Raw genomic sequence first — 21548 nt, forward strand, 5'->3', positions numbered from 1 at the left:
TTACAGGCCCAGCACGCCCTTCATGTCATAGCGCCCCGTGGGCCGACCGATCAGCCATTGCGCGCCCTTCACCGCGCCGCGGGCGAAGATGGCGCGGCTTTCGGCGCGATGGCCGATCTCGATCCGCTCGCCTTCAGTGGCGAAGATGACCTGATGGTCGCCCGCCACGGAGCCGCCGCGCAGGGCCGCGAAACCGATCGCGCCCTTGGCCCGCGCGCCGGTGATGCCGTCGCGGCCACGCTCGCTATGGTCGGCCAGACTGATGGTGCGCCCGCGTGCGGCGGCTTCGCCCAGCAACAGGGCGGTGCCGGATGGGGCATCGACCTTGTGGCGGTGGTGCATTTCGACGATCTCTATGTCCCAATCGTCGCCGAGGCGGGCCGCGGCCTGTTCGACCAGCGCTGCCAGCAGATTGACGCCCAGCGAAGTGTTTCCGGTCTGGAGCAGCGGAATTTGCTTTGCCGCTTCGTCGATCAGCGCGTGATGCGCGGCTTCCAGCCCGGTGGTGCCGATGAGGATCGGCTTCTTTGCCGCGCTGCAGGCGTCGAGATGGGCGGACAGGGCGCCGGGCACGGAAAAGTCGATCAGCACGTCGCTCTGCTGCGCCAGCGCGAGGGAATCGGTGGTGATGGCGATGCCGGGGGCGAGCTCCCCTTCGCCGCTGCGGTCGGTGCCTCCGGCGATGGTCAGCCCGGCTTCCTGGGCGATCTGCGCGATGGCGCGTCCCATGCGGCCGGCCGCTCCGAAAATCCCGATGCTGGTCATCACTGTCATTCCTTAAAAGGTCGCGTGGCGGATGCCAGAATGGGCGGGTCTTGTCATCCCTTTGCTATCGGCCTTTGCAACAGGAAATGGGTGCCATAGGGACATGTGTCGCATCCGGATCGCATGCAGCATGGCGTTCTCCCGCGCCCGCAGTACAGGAAGAAGAAATGGACGACATTCGCAATATCGTGATCCTGACCGGTGCCGGGATTTCCGCCGAGAGCGGTCTTGCCACCTTTCGCGGGCCGGACGGGTTGTGGGAAGGGCATCGGGTGGAGGATGTATGCACGCCCGAAGCTCTGGCGCGCAATGCGGCGCTGGTGCATCGCTTCTATGACGAACGGCGCGCGAAACTGGCGGAGGTGAAGCCTAATGCCGCGCATGAGGCCCTGGCGGCGCTGGATGCGCAATGGCCGGGCGAACTGTTGATCGTCACGCAGAATGTGGACGATCTGCATGAGCGGGCCGGGGCGAAGCGGCTCCTTCATATGCATGGGGAGTTGCGGTCGGCACTTTGTGCGGGATGCAGAAAGGCGAAGCCCTGGACGGAGGCATTGCCGCCAGCATCGGCATGCGACGGTTGCGGGCAGCCGCTTTTGCGGCCTGACATCGTGTTCTTCGGCGAAATGCCTTATGAAATGGAGGGGATCGATGAGGCGCTGCGGCGGGCCGATCTGTTCGTTTCGGTGGGGACTTCCGGGGCGGTCTATCCGGCGGCGGGCTTCGTGCAGACAGCGCGCCATGTCGGGGCCCGGACGCTGGAGCTGAATCTGGAGCCGTCGGCGGGGAGCTTTTATTTCGAGGAAAGCCGGATGGGCGCGGCCAGTGTGCTGGTGCCGGAATTGGTGTCGGAGTTGTTGGGGTAAGCTTTTCCCTTGGAGAAAAGGGAGTGGAGCGAGGCGAGGGGACTTAGGCGCCTGTCGCGTTTTCGATTGGTTCCGGCTCATCCTGATAAAGCAGCATCACCGAGCCGTCCTGTCCGGCGACCACCCGGATCGGCAAGCTGAGTTGCAGGGCGGAGAGGAATTCCTTGCTGTCGGTGATGCGGAAGCGACCGCCGATGCGTAGTGAGGAAACCCGCGTGTCCCCGATCAGGATCGGCGCAGCGCGGTAGCGGTTGAACTCGGTGGTGGCCTGTTCGATTGTTTCGCCGTCCAGTTCCACCATCTGCTCGCGCCAGGCGGTACGCTGGCCGATCAGGCGCGAATCGAGATGGGTCAGCGAAACGCTGCGTGGCTGGATGACCGCGCCGCTGCCTGCGCTGATCTGCTGGGCCAGCTTGTTGCCGGAATGGACGGTAACGATGCCCTGCGTGACCGTCAGTTCGACCATGGAAGGGCGCAGGCGCACATTGAAGGCGGTGCCGACGGCGCGGATGACGGCGGACCGGGCCTCCACGTCGAACGGACGGGAACGGTCGTGCGCGACGTCGAACGAGGCTTCGCCTTTCAGGATGCGGACCTTGCGGCCGTGATCGGTGAAGCGGACCTCGGCGGCGCTGTCGCTGTTGAGGTGCAGGGTGGAACCGTCGTCCAGCGCGATATCGCTGATCTGGCCGATGCCGGTTTCATAATGGTCGACGCCGCTGAAGGTGCGGACGGTGACGATGGCGGCGACGATGAACAGCATTACCGCGACTGCGGCGGCGATCATGATGTTGCGGGACAGGCGGCGCTGCTGCTCTTCGCTGACGATGGCTTCCAGCGGGGGCAGGTTGACTTCAGCGGCGGCGCTTTTGAGCCGTTCAGCCGCTTCCCAGGCCGCTTCGGCGCGGGCGAAGGCTACGGCATGGCGCGGGTCCGATTCGACCCAACGGCAAATATCGGCTTCGTCCTGCGGACTGGGACCGCTATTAAGCCTTGCCAGCAGGAACGCGGCTTCCGCCTCGATCTTGTCCCTGCTTTCGTAGCCCGAATTTGGTCCCGACGCCTGCACGTTCGAAATCCGTTTCCTCACGTTCCGCCCAGGCCCGCATAACTATTGCGATCGCTTTGGCCAGATGTTTTTCAACTGTAGAAACGGATAGAGACATTTCCTCCGCTATTTCCAGCATCGATTTTTCGTGGATGCGGCGAAGAATGAAGACCCGGCGGCATTGTGTCGGAAGCGAATCGACGATTGTCTCGACCTGGCGCAGCGCTTCGCGGGCGTGGAGTTGCGCCTCCACATTATTTTCGCCCTGCAGCAGTTCCAGATCGGCGATGGTTTCGAAACTGACCACCTTGTTCCGGCGGGCGGTGTCGATCACCAGATTGCGGGCTATGGTGAAGAGATAGGCCCGGCCCGTGGTGACATTTTCCCAGTTTTCAGTGGCATAGGCGCGGGTCAGAACCTCCGCGACCATGTCTTCCAGTTCCTGATTGGCAGGAAGTATCCTCCGGAGGCGCCCACGTAGAGCAGCTTCCTGTGGTAGGATCACTGTCTTGAACCAATTTAGTTTAGCGCGAACCGTGTGCACGTTGACCCCCTTGATGTCAGCCGCGCCTCTCCCGTTTTTTCACCTATTTGTCATAGTTCAATCATGGATGCAGGGGCCTGTCCAGCGATTGCGCTGGCATTATTTCCCGTTTCTGTGGAAAACTGACCCTCTGTTGCAGAAATGCGTCGATCAGCCTGGCGGGATTTCCGGCGGGGCGCGGTCCGGCTGGTCGAAATCCGGTCCTTCCGGAACGATTTCCGGCGGCTGCCCGGCGGGTGTCTCATCCGGCGTGTCCGGCGCGGGCGTTTCCGGGGGCGATTGCGGTTCGATGATGTCGGGCGGCGGGACGCCGTCCGGGGTGGGATCGGGTTGGGTGGCCATGACCGTATCTCCTTCTTGAAGGATACGTTTGGCCATCCCGTGGGTTCCTGACCGACTTATCCACCGGTTATCCACAGGCGTGACCTCTGGGCCTTGCTTCCCGAGACTCTTTTCTCTATGCCGCGCCGACCGGCGACCGATGCGGGCGTGGCGAAATTGGTAGACGCGCCAGATTTAGGTTCTGGTATCGCAAGATGTGGGGGTTCGAGTCCCTTCGCCCGCACCAGTGCGCCAGAACGTGGACCAGCGCCAGGCGCCAACGAATTTCAGCTTTAAGAAAGCGTTTGAGAGAAGAGATGCAGACTGTCGAGACGTTGAACGAGGGCCTGAAGCGCGCCTACACCGTGACCATCACGTCGAAGGACATCGACGCCCGCGTGGAAAAGGAAGTGGCGGCCATCGCGCCACAGGTCCGCATGCCCGGCTTCCGCCCCGGCAAGGTGCCTGCCAATCTCGTCAAGAAGATGCACGGCGAATCGTTGCAGCGCGACGCGCTCAACAATTCGATCCAGGACAGCATCCAGAAGCTGATCGCGGACCAGAAACTGCGTCCGGCGATGCAGCCCTCCGTCGAGCTGGACGAGAATTTCGAGTTCGGCAAGGACGCGGAAGTCAAGGTCGCGCTGGAAGTGCTGCCGGAAATCGCCGCGCCGAGCGTCGAAGGTTTGAAGCTGGAGCGCCTGACCGTCGAAGTCGCCGATGCGCAGGTCGAGGAGGCCGCAGGCCGCATCGCGACCCAGCAGGGCGCGCTGGAAGAACATGCCGCCAGCCACAAGGCGAAGGACGGCGACACGCTGACCATCGATTTCGTCGGCAAGATCGACGGTGAGGCCTTTGAAGGCGGTTCGGCCGAGGATGTGAAGCTGAAGATCGGTTCGGGCCAGTTCATTCCGGGCTTCGAGGAGCAGTTGGCCGGCGTGAAGAAGGGCGACGAGAAGACCATCTCCGTCACCTTCCCCGAAGATTATGGCGCGGCGCATCTGGCGGGCAAGGAAGCGACCTTCGACATCACGGTCAAGTCGATCCTGGACGCGGATAAGCCCAAGCTGGACGACGATTTCGCCAAGTCGCTGGGTCTGGAAGGTCTGGAACAGCTCAAGGAACTGTTGAAGGGCCAGATCGAGCAGGAACATAACAGCCTGACCCGCACCTATATGAAGCGCAAGCTGCTCGACCAGCTCGCCGCTTCGCACGATTTCGACGTGCCGCCGAGCATGGTGGAAGCCGAATTCAACCAGATTTGGGCGCAGCTTCAGCATGAAGCGACCCATGAGGAAGATCCGGAAGCCGCCCTGGCCGAGATGGAAGCGGAGAAGGAAGACTATCGCGGCATCGCCGTGCGTCGCGTCCGCCTGGGCCTGTTGCTGTCCGAAATCGGTCAGGCCAACGGCGTGGTCGTCAACGATCAGGAAATGAACCGTCTGATCATGCAGGCCGCGCAGCAATACAGCCCGCAGGATCGCGAGCGTTTTGTGCAATATGTGCGGCAGGATCCGATGGCCGCCGCCCAGCTTCGCGCCCCGCTCTATGAAGACAAGGTGGTCGACTTCCTGTTCGAAAAGGCCGAGATCACGGACCGCGCTGTCAGCCGTGAGGAATTGGAAGCCGCGATCGAAGCCGAAGACGGCGATCTGAAGCCGCATGTCCATGGTCCGGATTGCGGCCATGACCATGATCATGGCGAGAAGCCCAAGGCGAAGAAGGCAGCTCCGAAGAAGAAGGCTGCTGAGGCCGAAGAGGCTCCGGCTGCTGAGGCTGCTGACGAAGCCCCTGCAAAGAAGGCTCCGGCGAAGAAGGCTGCTGCCAAGAAGGACGAGGCCGTGGTTGAGGAATCCGCTGCCGAGGAAAAGCCCAAGGCCAAGAAGGCTCCTGCCAAGAAGGCCGCCGCCAAGGCTGAATAAGGCCGTTTCAGTCTGACTGAATAAGCGCCCGGCTTCGCTAGGAAGCGCGGGCGCTTTTCATTTGTGCCGCGACATGGCAGGTGAAATGTTAATGACATTCCGTCATCTCAGCGAGGGTTGGCCAAAGCACGACAGGTTTCCGGGGCGGGGCAAGGGCAAAAAAGGTTTGTGGGTTGATGAAGGAATTTCCGGCAGTGGACAGCGAGCAGGGGATCGCAAGCCCACGGATCGCCGTCATCCTGCCTTGCTATAATGAGGCAGGTGCCATCGTGCAGACGGTGGAGGATTTCCGTCGCGCACTGCCTTCCGCTGAAATCTACGTGTTCGACAATAATAGCAGCGACGGCAGCCGTGAACTGGCGGCCGGGGCAGGGGCCATCGTCCGCCGCGTCGCTCAGCAGGGCAAGGGCCATGTGGTGCGCCGCATGTTCGCGGATGTGGATGCGGATATCTACATCATGGCCGATGGCGACGCGACCTATGAGGCTGCCGCCGCGCCGAAGATGGTTGCGGCGATGCTGGAGGATAATCTCGACATGGTCGTCGGCTCGCGCCGGAGCGAGATGGAGGAAGCCTATCGCCGGGGCCATCGCTTCGGCAATTGGGCGCTCACCAGCCTCTTGAAACAGCTTTTCGGACGCAGCTTCACCGATATTCTTTCGGGCTACCGCGTTTTTTCCCGCCGGTTCGTGAAGAGTTTCCCGGTTCTGTCCGCCGGTTTCGAGATCGAGACGGAAATCAGCGTCCATGCGCTGGAACTCGCCATGCCGGTGGCGGAGGTGGTCACCGCCTATGGCGCGCGGCCGGAAGGGTCCGTGAGCAAGCTTTCCACCTATCGCGACGGGTGGCGCATATTGCGGACGATCATCACGCTTTATCGCATCGAACGGCCGGTCCTCTTCTTCGGGATCATCGCCGCGCTGCTGGCGGCTACGGGGCTTATTCTGGCGGCGCCGCTGATCCTCACTTATGCGAAGACCGGCCTTGTGCCGCGCTTTCCCACCGCCATATTGGTGACGGGCCTCATGATTCTCGCCACCTTGTCGGGCATGTGCGGCCTCATCCTCGATACCGTCGTGCGCGGGCGGCGGGAGGTGCGACGGCTGGCCTATCTCGCCTTCAAGGCGCCGTCGGATTTCGCCCGCCGCGACTGACGATCAATCTGCGTTGCACGCGCCCCCTTGAACAGTCTGCATTTTGTCCCGATGTAGTGGACGGGCAAAAGCAATCACCCTGAAAGAGCAAAATGACCGATATCATGTCCGATCCCATGGCCGCTCTGGTCCCCATCGTTATCGAACAGTCCAACCGGGGCGAGCGCAGCTTCGATATTTTTTCGCGCCTTCTGCGTGAACGGATCATCTTCGTCACCGGTCAGGTAGAGGATCATATGGCCTCGCTGATCGTGGCGCAGTTGCTGTTCCTTGAGTCGGAAAATCCGAAGAAGGACATCTGGATGTACATCAACTCGCCCGGCGGCGTGGTGACGTCGGGTATGGCGATCCACGACACGATGAAATATATCCGGCCCCAGGTCGGCACCGTCTGCATCGGTCAGGCCGCCTCCATGGGCAGCTTCCTGCTCGCCGCCGGTGAGCCGGGCAAGCGCATCGCGCTCAGCAATGCCCGCATCATGGTGCACCAGCCGTCCGGCGGCGCGCAGGGCATGGCGTCGGACATCGAGATCCAGGCCAAGGAAATCCTACGAATCCGCAGCCGCCTGAATAATCTCTATGTGGAATATACCGGCCGGTCGCTGGAGGAAGTGGAACGGGCGATGGACCGCGACACCTTCCTGGAGGCGCAGGAGGCCAAGGCGTTCGGCCTGGTCGACGAAGTGTTCGACCGCCGTCCAGCCATCGCGGACACGGCCGAAGGTTAAAAACCAAGTTTGCCGCACGCGCCCTTTTCTCCCCTTGTGAAACGGGCGCGTCGCGGTCTAGGATGATCCTGGGACCACCATATCCCTCGCTTGAGGCGGCAGTCCGCCTGAAAGAGGGAAGAGAGATTGGCGAATGACTAAGCTTACGGGCTCCGATTCTAAAAGCACGCTTTACTGCTCCTTCTGCGGCAAGTCGCAGCATGAGGTGCGTAAGCTGATCGCGGGGCCGACCGTGTTCATCTGCGACGAGTGCGTGGAGCTGTGCAACGACATCATCCGCGAGGAGACCAAGGGCGGTCTCGTCGGCAAGAAGGATGGCGGCGTGCCGACCCCGCAGGAAATCTGCGATGTGCTGGACGATTATGTGATCGGCCAGAACCGGGCGAAGCGCGTTCTGTCGGTCGCCGTCCACAACCATTACAAGCGCCTGAACCACGGCACCAAGCCGGGCGAGGTGGAACTGGCCAAATCCAACATCCTGCTCGTCGGTCCGACCGGTTGCGGCAAGACGTTGCTCGCCCAGACGCTGGCCAAGACGTTCGACGTGCCCTTCACCATGGCCGACGCCACGACGCTGACCGAGGCGGGCTATGTCGGTGAGGATGTGGAGAACATCATCCTGAAGCTGCTCCAGGCCTCCGACTATAATGTTGAGAAGGCGCAGCGCGGCATCGTCTATATCGACGAAATCGACAAGATCAGCCGGAAGGCGGAAAATCCTTCGATCACCCGCGACGTGTCGGGCGAGGGTGTGCAGCAGGCGCTGCTCAAGCTGATGGAAGGCACGACCGCGTCGGTTCCGCCGCAGGGTGGCCGCAAACATCCGCAGCAGGAATTCCTTCAGGTCGACACCACCAATATCCTGTTCATCTGCGGCGGCGCGTTCGCGGGTCTGGAAAAGATCATCGGTGATCGTCTGGAAGCCAAGTCGATCGGCTTCGGCGCCCATGTGGCGGCCCCCGAAGAACGCAAGACCGGCGAATTGCTGCGCCAGAGCGAGCCGGAGGATCTGCTGAAATTCGGCCTTATCCCCGAATTCGTCGGCCGACTGCCGGTCATCGCGACGCTGGAAGATCTGGACGTGGCCGCTCTGGTCAAGATCCTGGTCGAACCGAAGAACGCGCTGGTGAAGCAATATGCCAAGCTGTTCGACATGGAGAATGTTGAACTCAGCTTCACCGACGATGCGCTGACCGCCATCGCCAAAAAGGCGATCGAACGGAAGACTGGCGCACGCGGGCTTCGCTCGATCCTGGAGGCGATCCTGCTCGACACCATGTTCGACCTGCCTTCGATGGAAGGCGTTGGGGAAGTGGTGGTCGACAAGGATGTGGTCGCGGGCAGCAAGGAACCGATTCGCGTGTTCAGCGAGAAGGACAAGCGGGCCGAAGACGCGGCCTGAATCGATCCATTGACGGTTTGAAATTGGGGGTCGGCGATGCTTCGCCGGCCCCTTTTTCATCGCCTGTATCGCAAGTGCACAAAAATTCTTGTTGCGTTGCAAAATTGCACCACTGTCAAACTATGACGGTGAAACCAGATTAAATTGTTTAATATCAATAATTTATTCGGAATAATTTAGATCCCTTGGATGTTGATTGGTCTGGCAGAGGCGTCTGATGGCTTGCGGCAATTATATTGTCGTAAAACTGCAATCGGAGCATCACAGGACCGTCGCCATCGGCCGCCACAGGCGACGCCAGCGCCAAAAAGCAAAATAGGGCCGGCGCGACACGCCAAACTTTCAAAGGGACAATGTTCAGATGAAACAGCTTCTTATGTGTAGCGCCGCGCTTGTCGTCGTCGCTGCGCCTATTGCCGCATTTGCGCAGTCGACTGGTTCGATTGACTTTGAGAATGAGATCATCGTGACCGGCGCGACGACCCCGAAAGGGCTGGCCGGCGTTGAATTGCCCGAAACGAGCAAGGCCCGTGGCGTTCTGAACCAGGAAATCATCGAGCGCCAGATTCCGGGGCAATCGGTCAACGACATCATCAACCTGCTGCCCGGCGTCAGTTTCCAGAACAACGATCCCTTCGGTTCGGCTGGCGGCACCATGTATATTCGCGGCTTCGACAATACCCGCATCTCGCAGACATTCGACGGCGTTCCGCTGAACGATTCCGGCGGTTATTCGATCTATTCCAGCCAGCAGCTTGATTCTGAACTGATCGAGCAGGTCAACGTCAACCTGGGCACGACCGATGTGGACAGCCCCACAGCCGCGGCGACGGGATCGACGGTCAACTACCGCACCCGCAACCCCACCGATGATTTCAGCGTGAAGGTGGTCGGATCGGCCGGCGATTCTTCCTTCTTCCGCATGTTCGGATCGATCGATACCGGCGTGTTCACGCCCTGGGGCACCAAGGCCTTCTTCGCCGCCAGCAAGGCGACCAACGACACGATTTTCAATAGCCGTGGCGAGATCAGCAAGCAGCAATATAATGCCAAAATCTATCAGCCGATTGGCGACAATGGCGATTTCATCTCCGTCGCGGCGCATTATAACGAAGCCTATAATAACCGTTTCGGTTCGGTGACGTTCCGCAATGACGGCGTTGGCACCGTTCCCAGCCGCTTCCCGAACGCTCGCGACGAGCGCGACTATGTGATCCCCTATTGCACCACGCAGATGCCGGCGATCGCAGGCGTTCCGGATGCCGCCACCAATTGCGGTTCGACCTTCGACGAGCGCGTCAATCCGTCGAAGACCGGCAATATCCGCATCAATTCCCGCTTCACGCTGGCCGACGACCTGATCCTGACAGTCGATCCCAGCTTCCAATATGTTCGTGCCAATGGCGGGGGTACGGCGACTGCGCGTGAAGGGTTCCGCGACATCGATTCGGGCAGCGGCGTCACCAATGCGGTCGGTTACCTCGGCGGCAACCCTTATTTCGGCTATGACGTCAATGGGGACGGCGATCTGCTGGACTCGATCCGCGTGCTCGCGCCCAGCGAAACCAACACCCGCCGCTACGGCCTGATCGCTTCGCTGCGCTATAATTTCTCCGAGGATCAGTCAGTCCGCATTGCCTACAGCCTTGATTATGCGCGGCATCGCCAGACCGGCGAGACCGAATTCCTGCGCAATGACGGCCAGCCGCTGCACGCTTTCCCGGAAGAGGGCAATCCGCTCAAGGATGCGACGGGCTCTATCTTGCAGAAGCGCGATCGCTTCTCCAAGGCGATCCTGAACCAGCTTGCCGGGGAATATCGCGGCAAGTTCGACGCGCTGACGGTCACGGCTGGCGTGCGCGCGCCTTTCTTCAAACGCGACCTCAACAATTACTGCGCGACGTCCAGCGCCACCGGCTTTGTCGAATGTTTCGGCACGAACAGCGCGGGCGCGGCGCAATATGCGGCGCTCAACCCGACCGTTCAGGGGCCGCAGCGCCGCGTCTTCAAATATGACAAGGTTCTGCCGAACATCGGCCTGACCTATGACGTGACCGATGCGCTGGGTGTGTTCGGCAACTATTCGAAGGGCTTGCAGGTTCCCGGTACGGACAATCTGTACAACAGCTTCTTCTTCGCGCCGAACACAGCATCGGCCAAGCCGTCGCCCGAAACAACGGACAATTTCGACCTGGGCGTGCGGTATCGCAGCAGCAAGGTTCAGGCGCAGCTATCGCTCTGGTACACCATCTACCAGAACCGTCTGGCGTCGGCCTATGACCCGGAGACGGATCGCACACTGTACCGGAATTTGGGGCGCGTCGACAAATATGGCATCGACGGCAGCCTGTCCTATCGTCCGATCCCGGAACTGATCTTCTATGCCTTCGGTTCCTATCTGAAGTCGAAGATCAAGGATGACGTGTTGTACGGCGAATGCACTGCCGCAAACGTCTTGGCGGGTATTGCGGGTTGCGCGGCGGCGGGTGATCCGATCTATGCCCAGACCAGTGGCAAGCGGGAATCTGGTGCGCCGGTCTACTCCATCGGCGGTCGGGCGCAGGCGACGCTGGGTCCGGTCGAACTGGGCGTGCAGGTGAAGCGGACAGGCCCGCGCTATGTCAACGATCTCAACCGTCCGTTCACCCTGGGCGGCACCATCATCGGTGGCGTGGCTGTCAGCGGCGGCACGCAGGTCATGGACGCCAAGGCTCCGGCATATACTTTGGTCGATCTGGACGCGCGCCTCAGCCTTGCGCCGCTGGGGATGGGCGACAAGACCTATTTGCAGCTCAATGTCAGCAATGTGTTCGACAAGCTCTATTATGGCGGGTTTGACGGGCGTCTCGATGCGGGCTTTGTCGCGGCCAACAATCTGCCCTTCGTGCAGATCGGTTCGCCGCGCACCTTCATCGGCTCGGTGGTGTTCGGTTTCTGAACGACCGTTCCGGTGTGAAAAGGAAGGGCGTGGAGAAATCCGCGCCCTTTCCTATTTCAGGCAGCTATCCAGCCCGTCGCGCTGGACGATGCCGATGCGGGCGCGGATGCTGTTGCCGTAGCGGCGGGTGAAGCCGTGCGGATCGATGGCCTTGCGCTTCTTTGGAAGCGGCAGGACGGCGGCCAAACGGGCCGCTTCGGCGCGGGTCAGGTGCTGGGCGCCGTGACGGAAATAGCGGATCGCGCCGGCCTGGGCGCCATAGGTGCCGATGCCGGTTTCCGCGACGTTGAGATAGACCTCCATGATCCGGCGCTTGCCCCAGATCGCTTCGATCAGGAGGGTGAACCAGGCCTCCAGACCCTTGCGGATGAAGCCGCCGCCCTGGAACAGGAAGACATTCTTCGCCGTCTGCTGGCTGATGGTGGAGCCGCCCCGGATACGGCCGCCGCTGGCATTGTGGCGCATGGCCTGGGCGATGGCGACGGCGTCGAAGCCGTGATGGCTGCAAAAGCGGCTGTCTTCGGCGGCTATGGCGGCGCGGGCCATGTCCGGGTCCATCTCGTCCAGGCTCATCCAGTCTTTGGTGATGCCATGGGGATCGAAGATCATCGTCCATGTCACTGGCGGCGGGATGAAACGGTAGATCACCACCATCAGCAGAGACAGGGCGACAAACCCGCCGAGGATTTTGAAGGCGAGGCGGAGCCAGCGCGAACGGCGTCTGGGGGAGGCGGATTTTGGGGCGGTCATAACGTCGTGGTAACGTGATTGCCGGACGGTTCAAGTCCTCGCTTTTGGGCGGATACAGGGCGATGCGGGTGGTGGGACGAGCACCGTTTCTGTGATCATAAAAAAGCCCCGGATCGCTCCGGGGCCATTTTTTTCTCTGTGGAGGAACTCAGGCAGTGGCGAGACGGGTGATCTTGCCCAGCTTGTCGCCTGCGATCCGCATCATCGCCTTTTGCAGCTTTTCGAAGGCCCGTACCTCGATCTGGCGGACACGCTCCCGCGATACGCCATAGACCTGGGACAGTTCCTCCAGCGTCTTGGGTTCTTCGGCCAGGCGGCGTTCGGCAAGAATATGCTTCTCCCGCTCGTTGAGGTCGTCCATCGCCTCCACCAGCATGTCGTGGCGCAGTTCGCTTTCCTGCTGGGCGGCGACACGCTCGTCCTGCAACGGATCGGTGTCGGCCAGCCAGTCCTGCCACTGCCCCTCGCCATCCTCGCGCATCGGCACGTTGAGCGACGTGTCGCCGCCCATCGCCATGCGGCGGTTCATGGATATGACATCCTCCTCCGTGACGCCCAGATCGGTCGCGATCTTCTTGACGTCGTCGGGATGCAGGTCACCATCCTCGAAGGCTTCGATATTGTTCTTCATCCGGCGCAGGTTGAAGAAAAGCTTCTTCTGCGCGGCGGTCGTGCCCATCTTCACCAGCGACCAGGACCGCAGGATGAATTCCTGGATCGAGGCGCGAATCCACCACATGGCGTAGGTCGCCAGGCGGAAACCGCGATCCGGCTCGAACTTCTTCACGCCCTGCATCAGGCCGATATTGCCCTCGCTGATCAGTTCGCTGACCGGCAGGCCGTATCCGCGATAGCCCATGGCGATCTTCGCCACCAGGCGCAGATGCGACGTCACGAGCTGCGCGGCCGCTTCCGAATCGGCATGCTCGGCATAGCGCTTCGCGAGCATATATTCCTGCTCGGGCGTCAGAATCGGAAATTTGCGGATTTCCGACAGATAGCGGTTGAGGCTGGCTTCACCGCCCAGCGCTGGAACCGCGGGGACATTGGTCTTTCCGGCCATGTCGTCACCTTTCCCTTTCATGCGCGGCGGAACCCAGAAGAGGCGTTCGAAGCGCCGTCGCAAACTTATCCAAATCTATACGTGAAGCTCGCTTAACAGTTCCTGCATATCGGCAGGGAGTTCGCTGTCGAAGCTGAGTGCCTCACCCGTTACAGGATGTATGAACCCCAGCCTTTTCGCGTGCAATGCCTGCCTTTTGAAACTCAGCGTTTCCAGTATCGATTTGAAACCTTTCCTCTCTCTACCGTAAACCGGGTCGCCGATCAAGGGGTGTCCCAGATGCGTCATATGGACGCGAACCTGATGCGTCCGCCCGGTTTCCAGCTTGCATTCGACCAAAGCCGCGCCACGCAGCTTCTGCAATGTCCGGTAATGGGTCACGGCATGTTTGCCGCGTCCTTCCCGACAAACCGCCATCTTCTTTCGATCAGCGTCGGAACGGCCGATCCATGTGTCGACCGTGCCGGCGCCCGGTTGAGGCACGCCATAGACGATCGCGGCATAAAGCCGGTCGATCGAATGGGCGGCGAATTGCTGCGCCAGCCCTTCATGGGCACGATCCGACTTGGCGACGACCAGCAGGCCGGACGTATCCTTGTCGATGCGATGGACGATGCCTGGCCGCGCCACGCCGCCGATGCCGGACAATTGGCCCTGGCAATGATGGAGCAGCGCATTGACCAGCGTACCGTCCAGATTGCCCGCCGCCGGATGGACGACCAGGCCTGCAGGCTTGTCTATGACGATCAGGTCGGCGTCTTCATGGACGATGGCGAGCGGAATATCCTGCGCGATCGCCTCCGCCGCGACCGGGGGAGGGAGGGTGATGGCGAAGGCTTGCCCCATCGCCACTTTTAACGAGGGATTGGGGGTGGGGCCTGCGCTTGACACCTGACCCTCTACGATCAGAGCCTTCAGCCGTTCGCGCGACAGGTCGGGCACCAGCTCGGCAAGCGCCTTGTCGAGCCGCATGCCGTCCTGCGCCTCGCCGATCGTCGCTTCAATGATGGAAACCCCCGGAACCATTGCGTAGGGATGTAGGAATGAAGGTCAGGATTGCAAGAGTCCTTTTGGAACAAATCATGTCCGAAGCGGCGGCGGAGCCGAATGAGGTTTGCGGCCTGCTGCTGGGCGAGCCGGGGCGGATCGACGCGATCCGGCCCGCCGCCAATGTAGCGCCCGATGCGGCGCGGCATTTCGAACTGGATCCGGCGGCGCTGATCGCGGCGCACCGGGCGGCACGGGCGGGCGGGGCGCGGATCGTGGGACATTATCATTCGCATCCGGGGGGTGTGCCGGTTCCGTCCGTCACCGATGCGGCCTGCGCCGTCGCGGACGGCAGTTTGTGGCTGATCGTCGGGGGCGGCGCGGCGCGACTCTGGGTTTCCGCGGGCGAGCATGAAAATGCACGCTTTGTTGAGGCTTCGCTGGTTATCATGTGAGCGAAAGGCGGTGGGCCGGGCTTGCATCATGCGGCGGGGCAGCGCATTAGCCTTTCATTCCCTTCCTGATTTTTTTCCGGCGGCAGTGAAACTTCATGACCCATCCGACAGACAGTATCGCTTCTGGCAGTATCGATACCGGCAGCATCGAATTTGCCAGCCTGCTCTGTTCGCGGCTGTGCCATGACCTGCTCAGCCCCGTGGGTGCGCTCAACAACGGGCTTGAGTTGATGGCGGATGAGACGGACCCGGAAATGCGCCAGCGCTGCCTGGATCTGCTGGCGGACAGCGCAAAGACTTCGGCCAACAAGCTGAAATTCTTCCGCCTGGCCTTCGGATCGGCGGGCGGTTTCGGGGACGCCGTGCCCACGCATGAGGCGCGTGTCGCGATAGAGGGCATGTTCGCCGCTTCCGGCCGGGTGAAGATCGGCTGGCTGGTCGAGGACGATATGCTCGACAAGCTGCCGGTGAAGGTGCTGCTGAACCTGGCGCTGATCGCGGGCGATGCGCTGGTGCGGGGCGGGCAACTCGACATTGGCGCGGAAAAGCGGCCGGGCGTCACGGAAATCGTGGTGCGGGCGGAGGGGCCGAAGCTGGTGCTCGATCCCGATTTGCGGGCGGCGCTGGCGGGGACATTGCCGCCGGAAGGGCTGGCTTCGCGGACGTCTGCGGCCTGGATGGTGCGAGCGCTGGTGACGAGCGCGGGCGGCGATGTCGCGTTGTCGCCGACTGGCGAGCCGGTACTGCTGTTCGGGGCATCCATTCCGGACGCATATTAAGCGGTTTCCCGCAATTCCTCTGCCAGCAGGGCTATGATAGCGGCGGCGGGCAAGGGGCCGGGCCATTGCCTTCGCCCTTGGCATTTACTGCGCCGTTCAGGGCTTTTCCCAGCATCATAAGCGATGGGGTAGGCGGGCCTTCCCGCTTTGCCTTGCTTCCCATGCGGTGAAGCGGTTTGGGATCGAAGGCTTGTTTCTTCCAGTCCGGAGCAAGGAAAAGGCCCGGCCGCTTTCGCGACCGGGCCTCTTTTCCGAACAGTCCCGAAAGGATCAGGCGCTGTAATACATGTCGAATTCGACCGGCGAGGGAGCCATTTCCCAGCGGTACACTTCGGGCCACTTCAGTTCGATATAGGCTTCGATCTGGTCCTTGGTGAACACGTCGCCCTTCAGCAGGAAGTCGTGATCGGCCTCCAGGCTGTTGAGCGCTTCACGCAGCGAAGCGCAGACGGTCGGCACCTGGCTCAGTTCCTCCGGCGGCAGATCATAGAGATTCTTGTCCATCGCGGCGCCCGGATGAATCTTGTTCTCGATGCCGTCGAGGCCCGCCATCAGCAGCGCCGAATAGCAGAGGTACGGATTGGCCATCGCGTCGGGGAAGCGGAATTCCACCCGCTTCGCCTTGGCGCCCGCGCCGTAGGGAATACGGCAGGAGGCCGAACGGTTGCGGGCCGAATAGGCCAGCAGAACCGGCGCTTCGAAGCCCGGCACCAAGCGCTTGTAGCTGTTGGTGGTCGGGTTGGTGAAGGCGTTCAGGGCCTTGGCGTGCTTGATGACGCCGCCGATGAAGTAAAGGCACATGTCGGACAGGCCGGCATAGCCTTCGCCCGCGAACAGCGGCTTGCCACCATCCCAGATCGACATATGGGTGTGCATGCCCGAACCATTGTCCTGTGCGATCGGCTTGGGCATGAAGGTCGCGGTCTTGCCATAGGCCTGGGCGACGTTCCACACGACATATTTGTAGATCTGCATGCGGTCGGCAGTTTGCACCAGCGTGCCGAAGGTCAGGCCGAGCTCGTGCTGGGCAGCAGCCACTTCATGGTGGTGCTTGTCGCAGGGCAGGCCCATTTCGAGCATGGTGGAAACCATCTCGGCGCGGATGTCGGTGGCCGGATCGACCGGAGCGACCGGGAAATAACCGCCCTTGGCGCGCGGACGGTGACCCAGGTTGCCGCCTTCATATTCCTTGCCGGTGTTGGTCGGCAGTTCGATGTCGTCGATCTTGAAATAGCTCTGCGAATAGTCGCTCTCGAAGCGCACATCGTCGAACATGAAAAATTCGGCTTCCGGACCGACATAGACGGTGTCGCCGAAGCCGGCCGACTTCACGAACGCTTCGGCGCGCTTGGCGGTCGAGCGCGGGTCGCGGGTGTAGAGTTCGCCGGTGTCGGGTTCCACGATGTCGCAGAACAGGATCAGCATCGGGGTGGCGCTGAACGGATCGACATAGACGGCGTCCAGGTCGGGCTTCAGGATCATGTCCGATTCGTTGATCGTCTTCCAGCCTTCGATGGAAGAACCGTCGAACATCAGGCCCTGGGTCAGTTCATCCTCGCCCAGCACCGAAGCGACCATGGTCAGGTGCTGCCACTTGCCCTTGGGATCGGTGAAACGGACATCGACCCATTCGATCTCCTTTTCTTCGATCATCTTCAGGATGTCTTTAGGCGTGTTGGCCATGTGAACTTGCCCTTCTTTCAAATACCCCCCCGAAGGGGCCGGTTGATATGCGTCCGCCAGGCTTCAGCAAGCCGGCGAGAACCTGTTGGAAAATCAGATGGCGTCGCTGTCGCGTTCGCCGGTGCGGATGCGGACCGCGCCTTCGATGTTGGAAATGAAGATCTTGCCGTCGCCGATGCGGCCGGTCTGCGCGGCGGCCGAAATCGCCTCCACCACTCGTTCAGCGAGCGAGTCGTCGACGACGACCTCCAGCTTCACCTTGGGCAGGAAATCCACGACATATTCGGCGCCGCGATACAGCTCCGTATGGCCCTTCTGGCGGCCAAAGCCCTTGGCCTCCGTGACAGTGATGCCCGAAACGCCGACTTCGTGAAGGGCTTCCTTCACTTCATCGAGCTTGAACGGTTTGATGATCGCCTCGATCTTCTTCATCTTTAGATATCCCAACTCAACGCGCGCCAAATGGCGGGTATGACCCCGCCTTTCGTTCAATCCGAGTGACGATCACCATGCCCCCCGAAGGCACGAGCCGCCTCTTTTCCCAATCAATTACCGTGCCAAATAGCGAATCGCTGGAAACTGCTTTCCGCGATGCAGCAACTTTTGTCCATATTGCCCGGATTCAGGGCAATGCCGGGGCGTGCTGCCCAATTTTTGAGCATGGTAACCACGATCAGAGCTTGTAAGGCGGCGCGTCGAGACCCGCCGGACTCCTGGTGAATATCTCGCAGCCGGTTTCGGTGATGCCGATGCTGTGTTCGAATTGGGCCGAAAGGGTGCGGTCTCGCGTCACCGCCGTCCAGCCGTCCTCCAGCATCTTCACGCCCGGCTTGCCGATGTTGATCATCGGTTCGATGGTGAAGAACATGCCGGGTTTCAGTTCCGGGCCGGTGCCGGGGCGGCCGACATGCACCACTTCCGGACTGTCGTGGAACACGCGGCCCAGGCCATGGCCGCAGAAATCGCGGACGACGCCATAACGATGCTTTTCGGCATGGCGCTGAATGGCGTGACCGATGTCGCCCAGCGTGTTGCCCGGCCTGGCCTGCTCGATGCCCAGCATCAGGCATTCATAGGTGACCTCGACCAGGCGGCGCGCCTTGATCGGCGCTTCGCCGCAGATATACATGCGGCTGGTGTCGCCATGCCAGCCGTCGACCAGCGGGGTCACGTCGATATTCAGGATATCGCCGTCCTTCAGCTTCTGATCGCCCGGAATGCCATGGCAGATGACGTTGTTGAGCGATATGCAGCAGCTATGCGTATAGCCGCGATAGCCCAGAGTCGCCGGCACGCCGCCGCCGTCCAGAGTCATGCGGCGGACGATGTCGTCCAGTTCGCCTGTGGTAACGCCCGGAACGACGTGGGGTACCAGCGCGTCCAATATTTCCGCCGCCAGCCGCCCCGCCTTGCGCATGCCTTCGAAACCGGCCGCGTCATAGAGCTTGATCGCGGTCGAGCGGGAAATCGGCGCGTCCGCCGTCATCGTCATATATTCGGTCATGGAGGCGATTATAGGCAAGGATGCGGCATAATGCGAGGGGGCGGCTAGGCATGGCCCACTGCAGAGGCTATGGCCAGCCCATGGCCGACCCCACCCGCATATGGACCGCAGCGCTGATCGTGATAGGCGACGAGATTCTCTCGGGCAGGACGCAGGACAGGAATGTGTCCCAGATCGCGACCTGGCTGAACGTGCAGGGTATCCGCCTGCGCGAAGTCCGGGTGGTCGCGGATGACAGCGACGCGATCGTGGAAGCGGTGAACACGCTGCGCGCGCGGAACGATTATCTGTTCACGACGGGCGGCATCGGGCCGACTCATGACGACATCACCGTCGACGCCATCGCCGCGGCGCTGGGCGTGGAGGTGGAGATCCATGCAGAGGCGCGGGCGATGCTGTCGGGCTATTATGAGTCGCGCGGGGGATTGACCGAGGCGCGGCTGCGCATGGCGCGGGCGCCCGCCGGATCGACCCTGATCGAGAACCGGATGTCGGGCGCTCCGGGCATTCGGCACGGCAATATCTTCATCATGGCGGGCGTGCCGCATATCACCGCGGGGATGCTGGACAGCCTGACCGGAAAGCTGGAGGGCGGTCTGCCGGTGCTGTCGGCCACCATCGGCTGCTGGGTGGCGGAAAGCGAGATCGCGGACCTGCTCGGCGCGACGGAACGGGCGCATGAGGGGTGCCAGATCGGCAGCTATCCCTTTTTTCGCGAGGGGAGGACCGGGGCGAATTTCGTGATCCGCTCGGTCGATGCGGCTGTGCTGGACGGGTGCGTGGCCGATTTGAGCGCCGCGCTGGAGCAGGGTGGCTGGCCGGTGGTGACCGGGGGGATCTGACGGCGCTGCGAAGGCGCTTCCCAATGCCGCGCATTTCTGTCCCACGGGCGCGCCGACGCCCCTCTCCATTCCTCCGCTAAACCTCTGATCCGCGCCCATATGTGTTTGGGAAGCGGCAGGCTGCGTTGCATCCATGCTGCGCCCGGCGGTATGCTGCGCTGCGTCAACAGCCGGCTTGTTCCGGCATAAAGGGGTCGTCGGGCTGGGTCGCCTGGGGCTAACCCATGATGAAGGATGAGGGTCCGTGCATCCGGTTTTCCGGAACGGACTTTTGCGCCCTTCGATCATCGGTTGGCCGCTGGCGGTAAGCTGTTTGAAGAAGGAGAATGAAGATGCGGATCGTTATGACCGGATCGGGCTATGTCGGCCTGGTCTCTGGCGCGTGTCTCGCGGATTTCGGCCATGATGTCATCTGCGTGGACAAGGATGCGCGCAAGATCGAACTGCTCCAGGGCGGTGGCGTGCCGATCTATGAACCGGGCCTGGCCGACCTGATCGCCCGCAATGCGAAGGCGGGGCGGCTGACCTTCACCACCGATCTGGCCGGATCGGTCGCCCAAGCGGAGGTGGTGTTCATTGCCGTCGGTACGCCCGCCCGGCGGGGCGACGGTCATGCCGACCTCAGCTATGTCTATGCCGCCGCGCAGGAAATCGCATCCAACCTGAGCGGCTTCACCGTCATCGTCACCAAGTCCACCGTCCCGGTCGGCACAGGCGATGAGGTCGACCGCATCATCCGCGAAGCCAATCCCGATGCGCAGTTCGCCGTAGCCTCCAACCCCGAATTCCTGCGCGAAGGCGCGGCGATCCAGGATTTCAAGCGCCCCGACCGCATCGTCGTGGGCATTGAAGACGAACGCGCCCGCCCGGTGATGGAGGAGGTGTATCGCCCGCTCTATCTCAACCAGGCGCCGATCCAGTTCACCGGGCGGCGGACCAGCGAACTGATCAAATATGCCGCCAACGCATTCCTGGCGATGAAGATCACCTATATCAACGAGATGGCCGACCTGTGCGAAAATGTCGGCGCGGACGTTCAGCAGGTGGCGCGGGGCATTGGCCTGGATAACCGGATCGGTTCGAAATTCCTTCATGCCGGGCCGGGCTATGGCGGCTCCTGCTTCCCGAAGGATACGCTGGCGCTGGTCAAGACAGCGGAGGATGCGGGCGCGCCGATCCGCCTCATCGAAACCACCGTGGCGATCAACGAAAGCCGCAAGCGAGCGATGGCGCGCAAGGTAGTCGCCGTGTGCAACGGTTCCGTGCGCGGCAAGACGATCGCGGTACTGGGCCTGACCTTCAAGCCCAATACGGACGACATGCGCGATGCGCCCTCGCTCTCCATCATCCAGGCCTTGCAGGACGGCGGCGCGCAGGTGCGGGCCTATGATCCGGAGGGTATGGACGCTGCCCGCGCGTTGTTGTCGAACGTCGAATTCTGCCAAAACCCCTATAGCGCGGCCGAAGGGGCGGAGGCGGTCGTCATCGTCACCGAATGGGATGCGCTGCGGGCGCTCGACCTGCCGCGCCTGAAGGGCATCATGAGCGGCGACGGGCTGGTCGACCTGCGCAACATATACCGGCCGGAGGTGGCGGAAGCCGCGGGCTTCTCTTATGTCAGCGTCGGTCGCGGCGCGACGCCAGAGTTCGAAGAATTGGTCCAGGCAGCGGAATAGCCGCCAGCCGCTTTCCCCTCCCACTTGCCGGAGGGGGAAGCGCAAATCTTCAACTTGATTTCAGTTCCCATCATACCGGTTCTGAAAGAAGAGCCGTTTTCCTTGTATCGTTTCGCCAAGA

General features: G+C 61.8%; 20 protein-coding genes and 1 tRNA gene. 11 read left to right on the forward strand and 10 right to left on the reverse strand.

Going from position 1 to position 21548, the window contains the following annotated elements; all coding sequences use genetic code 11:
- The gene (gene dapB / locus NUH86_RS03950) at nucleotides 1–765 is read right to left on the reverse strand and encodes a 4-hydroxy-tetrahydrodipicolinate reductase (protein WP_267251383.1); all 765 of its coding nucleotides are present in this window, start codon (nucleotides 763–765) and stop codon (nucleotides 1–3) included.
- 167 nt (nucleotides 766–932) lie between these two features.
- Here dapB and NUH86_RS03955 point away from each other — a divergent pair, with 167 nt between their 5' ends.
- A complete protein-coding gene (locus NUH86_RS03955) occupies nucleotides 933–1631 on the forward strand; it encodes an NAD-dependent deacylase (protein ID WP_267251384.1) in 699 nt (232 codons plus the stop codon).
- Nucleotides 1632–1674: 43 nt separating this feature from the next.
- Here NUH86_RS03955 and NUH86_RS03960 read toward each other — a convergent pair whose 3' ends face one another.
- The 3 genes from NUH86_RS03960 to NUH86_RS03970 form a co-directional block, all read right to left on the reverse strand.
- A complete protein-coding gene (locus NUH86_RS03960; protein ID WP_267251385.1) occupies nucleotides 1675–2700 on the reverse strand; it encodes a FecR family protein in 1026 nt (341 codons plus the stop codon).
- Nucleotides 2618–3223 carry a sigma-70 family RNA polymerase sigma factor gene (locus NUH86_RS03965; protein ID WP_267251386.1) on the reverse strand — a complete coding sequence of 202 codons (606 nt, stop codon included), beginning with the start codon at nucleotides 3221–3223 and terminating at the stop codon, nucleotides 2618–2620. Before NUH86_RS03965 ends, NUH86_RS03960 begins: the two co-directional genes overlap by 83 nt.
- Nucleotides 3224–3373: 150 nt before the next feature.
- A complete protein-coding gene (locus NUH86_RS03970) occupies nucleotides 3374–3565 on the reverse strand; it encodes a hypothetical protein (protein ID WP_267251387.1) in 192 nt (63 codons plus the stop codon).
- A 141-nt stretch (nucleotides 3566–3706) separates the two neighbouring features.
- Here NUH86_RS03970 and NUH86_RS03975 point away from each other — a divergent pair.
- The 6 genes from NUH86_RS03975 (at nucleotide 3707) to NUH86_RS04000 (ending at nucleotide 11688) form a co-directional block, all read left to right on the forward strand.
- Nucleotides 3707–3791: transfer RNA gene (locus NUH86_RS03975), tRNA-Leu, on the forward strand.
- 70 nt (nucleotides 3792–3861) lie between these two features.
- The gene (tig, locus tag NUH86_RS03980; protein WP_267251388.1) at nucleotides 3862–5466 is read left to right on the forward strand and encodes a trigger factor; all 1605 of its coding nucleotides are present in this window, start codon (nucleotides 3862–3864) and stop codon (nucleotides 5464–5466) included.
- Between the two features lie 176 nt (nucleotides 5467–5642).
- A complete protein-coding gene (locus NUH86_RS03985) occupies nucleotides 5643–6620 on the forward strand; it encodes a glycosyltransferase family 2 protein (protein WP_267251389.1) in 978 nt (325 codons plus the stop codon).
- A gap of 92 nt (nucleotides 6621–6712) precedes the next feature.
- Nucleotides 6713–7348 (forward strand): ATP-dependent Clp endopeptidase proteolytic subunit ClpP, encoded by a 636-nt coding sequence (gene clpP / locus NUH86_RS03990; RefSeq protein WP_267251390.1) that lies wholly within the window; start codon nucleotides 6713–6715, stop codon nucleotides 7346–7348.
- A 133-nt stretch (nucleotides 7349–7481) separates the two neighbouring features.
- A complete protein-coding gene (gene clpX, locus NUH86_RS03995; protein WP_007685071.1) occupies nucleotides 7482–8750 on the forward strand; it encodes an ATP-dependent Clp protease ATP-binding subunit ClpX in 1269 nt (422 codons plus the stop codon).
- A 361-nt stretch (nucleotides 8751–9111) separates the two neighbouring features.
- Nucleotides 9112–11688: a TonB-dependent receptor gene (locus NUH86_RS04000; protein WP_267251391.1), complete on the forward strand. Its 2577-nt coding sequence runs from the start codon at nucleotides 9112–9114 to the stop codon at nucleotides 11686–11688.
- Between the two features lie 51 nt (nucleotides 11689–11739).
- On the opposite strand, the gene mtgA is transcribed toward NUH86_RS04000, so the two are convergent.
- From mtgA to NUH86_RS04015, 3 genes are all read right to left on the reverse strand, one after another.
- Nucleotides 11740–12438 (reverse strand): monofunctional biosynthetic peptidoglycan transglycosylase, encoded by a 699-nt coding sequence (mtgA, locus tag NUH86_RS04005; RefSeq protein WP_267251392.1) that lies wholly within the window; start codon nucleotides 12436–12438, stop codon nucleotides 11740–11742.
- Between the two features lie 148 nt (nucleotides 12439–12586).
- Nucleotides 12587–13501: an RNA polymerase sigma factor RpoH gene (gene rpoH / locus NUH86_RS04010; RefSeq protein ID WP_267251393.1), complete on the reverse strand. Its 915-nt coding sequence runs from the start codon at nucleotides 13499–13501 to the stop codon at nucleotides 12587–12589.
- Nucleotides 13502–13576: 75 nt separating this feature from the next.
- Complete coding sequence (locus tag NUH86_RS04015) at nucleotides 13577–14527, reverse strand: RluA family pseudouridine synthase (protein ID WP_267251394.1); 951 nt, start codon at nucleotides 14525–14527, stop codon at nucleotides 13577–13579.
- 17 nt (nucleotides 14528–14544) lie between these two features.
- Here NUH86_RS04015 and NUH86_RS04020 point away from each other — a divergent pair, with 17 nt between their 5' ends.
- Both NUH86_RS04020 and NUH86_RS04025 read left to right on the forward strand, forming a co-directional pair.
- A complete protein-coding gene (locus NUH86_RS04020; protein ID WP_267251395.1) occupies nucleotides 14545–14943 on the forward strand; it encodes a M67 family metallopeptidase in 399 nt (132 codons plus the stop codon).
- A 95-nt stretch (nucleotides 14944–15038) separates the two neighbouring features.
- Nucleotides 15039–15722, forward strand: a complete 684-nt coding sequence (locus tag NUH86_RS04025; protein WP_267251396.1) for a histidine phosphotransferase family protein — start codon at nucleotides 15039–15041, stop codon at nucleotides 15720–15722.
- 270 nt (nucleotides 15723–15992) lie between these two features.
- Here the strand turns inward: NUH86_RS04025 and glnA are convergent, their stop codons facing one another.
- From glnA to map, 3 genes are all read right to left on the reverse strand, one after another.
- Entirely contained in the window at nucleotides 15993–17405 is a 1413-nt protein-coding gene (gene glnA / locus NUH86_RS04030) for a type I glutamate--ammonia ligase (protein WP_267251397.1), read from the reverse strand.
- A gap of 93 nt (nucleotides 17406–17498) precedes the next feature.
- Nucleotides 17499–17837 carry a P-II family nitrogen regulator gene (locus NUH86_RS04035; protein WP_007685085.1) on the reverse strand — a complete coding sequence of 113 codons (339 nt, stop codon included), beginning with the start codon at nucleotides 17835–17837 and terminating at the stop codon, nucleotides 17499–17501.
- A gap of 241 nt (nucleotides 17838–18078) precedes the next feature.
- Nucleotides 18079–18909, reverse strand: coding sequence for a type I methionyl aminopeptidase (gene map / locus NUH86_RS04040; RefSeq protein WP_267251398.1), 831 nt, complete (start codon nucleotides 18907–18909; stop codon nucleotides 18079–18081).
- Nucleotides 18910–18989: 80 nt separating this feature from the next.
- Here map and NUH86_RS04045 point away from each other — a divergent pair, with 80 nt between their 5' ends.
- Nucleotides 18990–19751, forward strand: coding sequence for a competence/damage-inducible protein A (locus NUH86_RS04045; RefSeq protein ID WP_267252028.1), 762 nt, complete (start codon nucleotides 18990–18992; stop codon nucleotides 19749–19751).
- A 332-nt stretch (nucleotides 19752–20083) separates the two neighbouring features.
- Nucleotides 20084–21427, forward strand: coding sequence for a UDP-glucose dehydrogenase family protein (locus NUH86_RS04050; protein ID WP_267251399.1), 1344 nt, complete (start codon nucleotides 20084–20086; stop codon nucleotides 21425–21427).
- Nucleotides 21428–21548: the final 121 nt, after the last annotated feature.

Origin of the sequence: Sphingobium sp. JS3065 (assembly GCF_026427355.1) — a bacterium.
Taxonomy (GTDB): domain Bacteria; phylum Pseudomonadota; class Alphaproteobacteria; order Sphingomonadales; family Sphingomonadaceae; genus Sphingobium.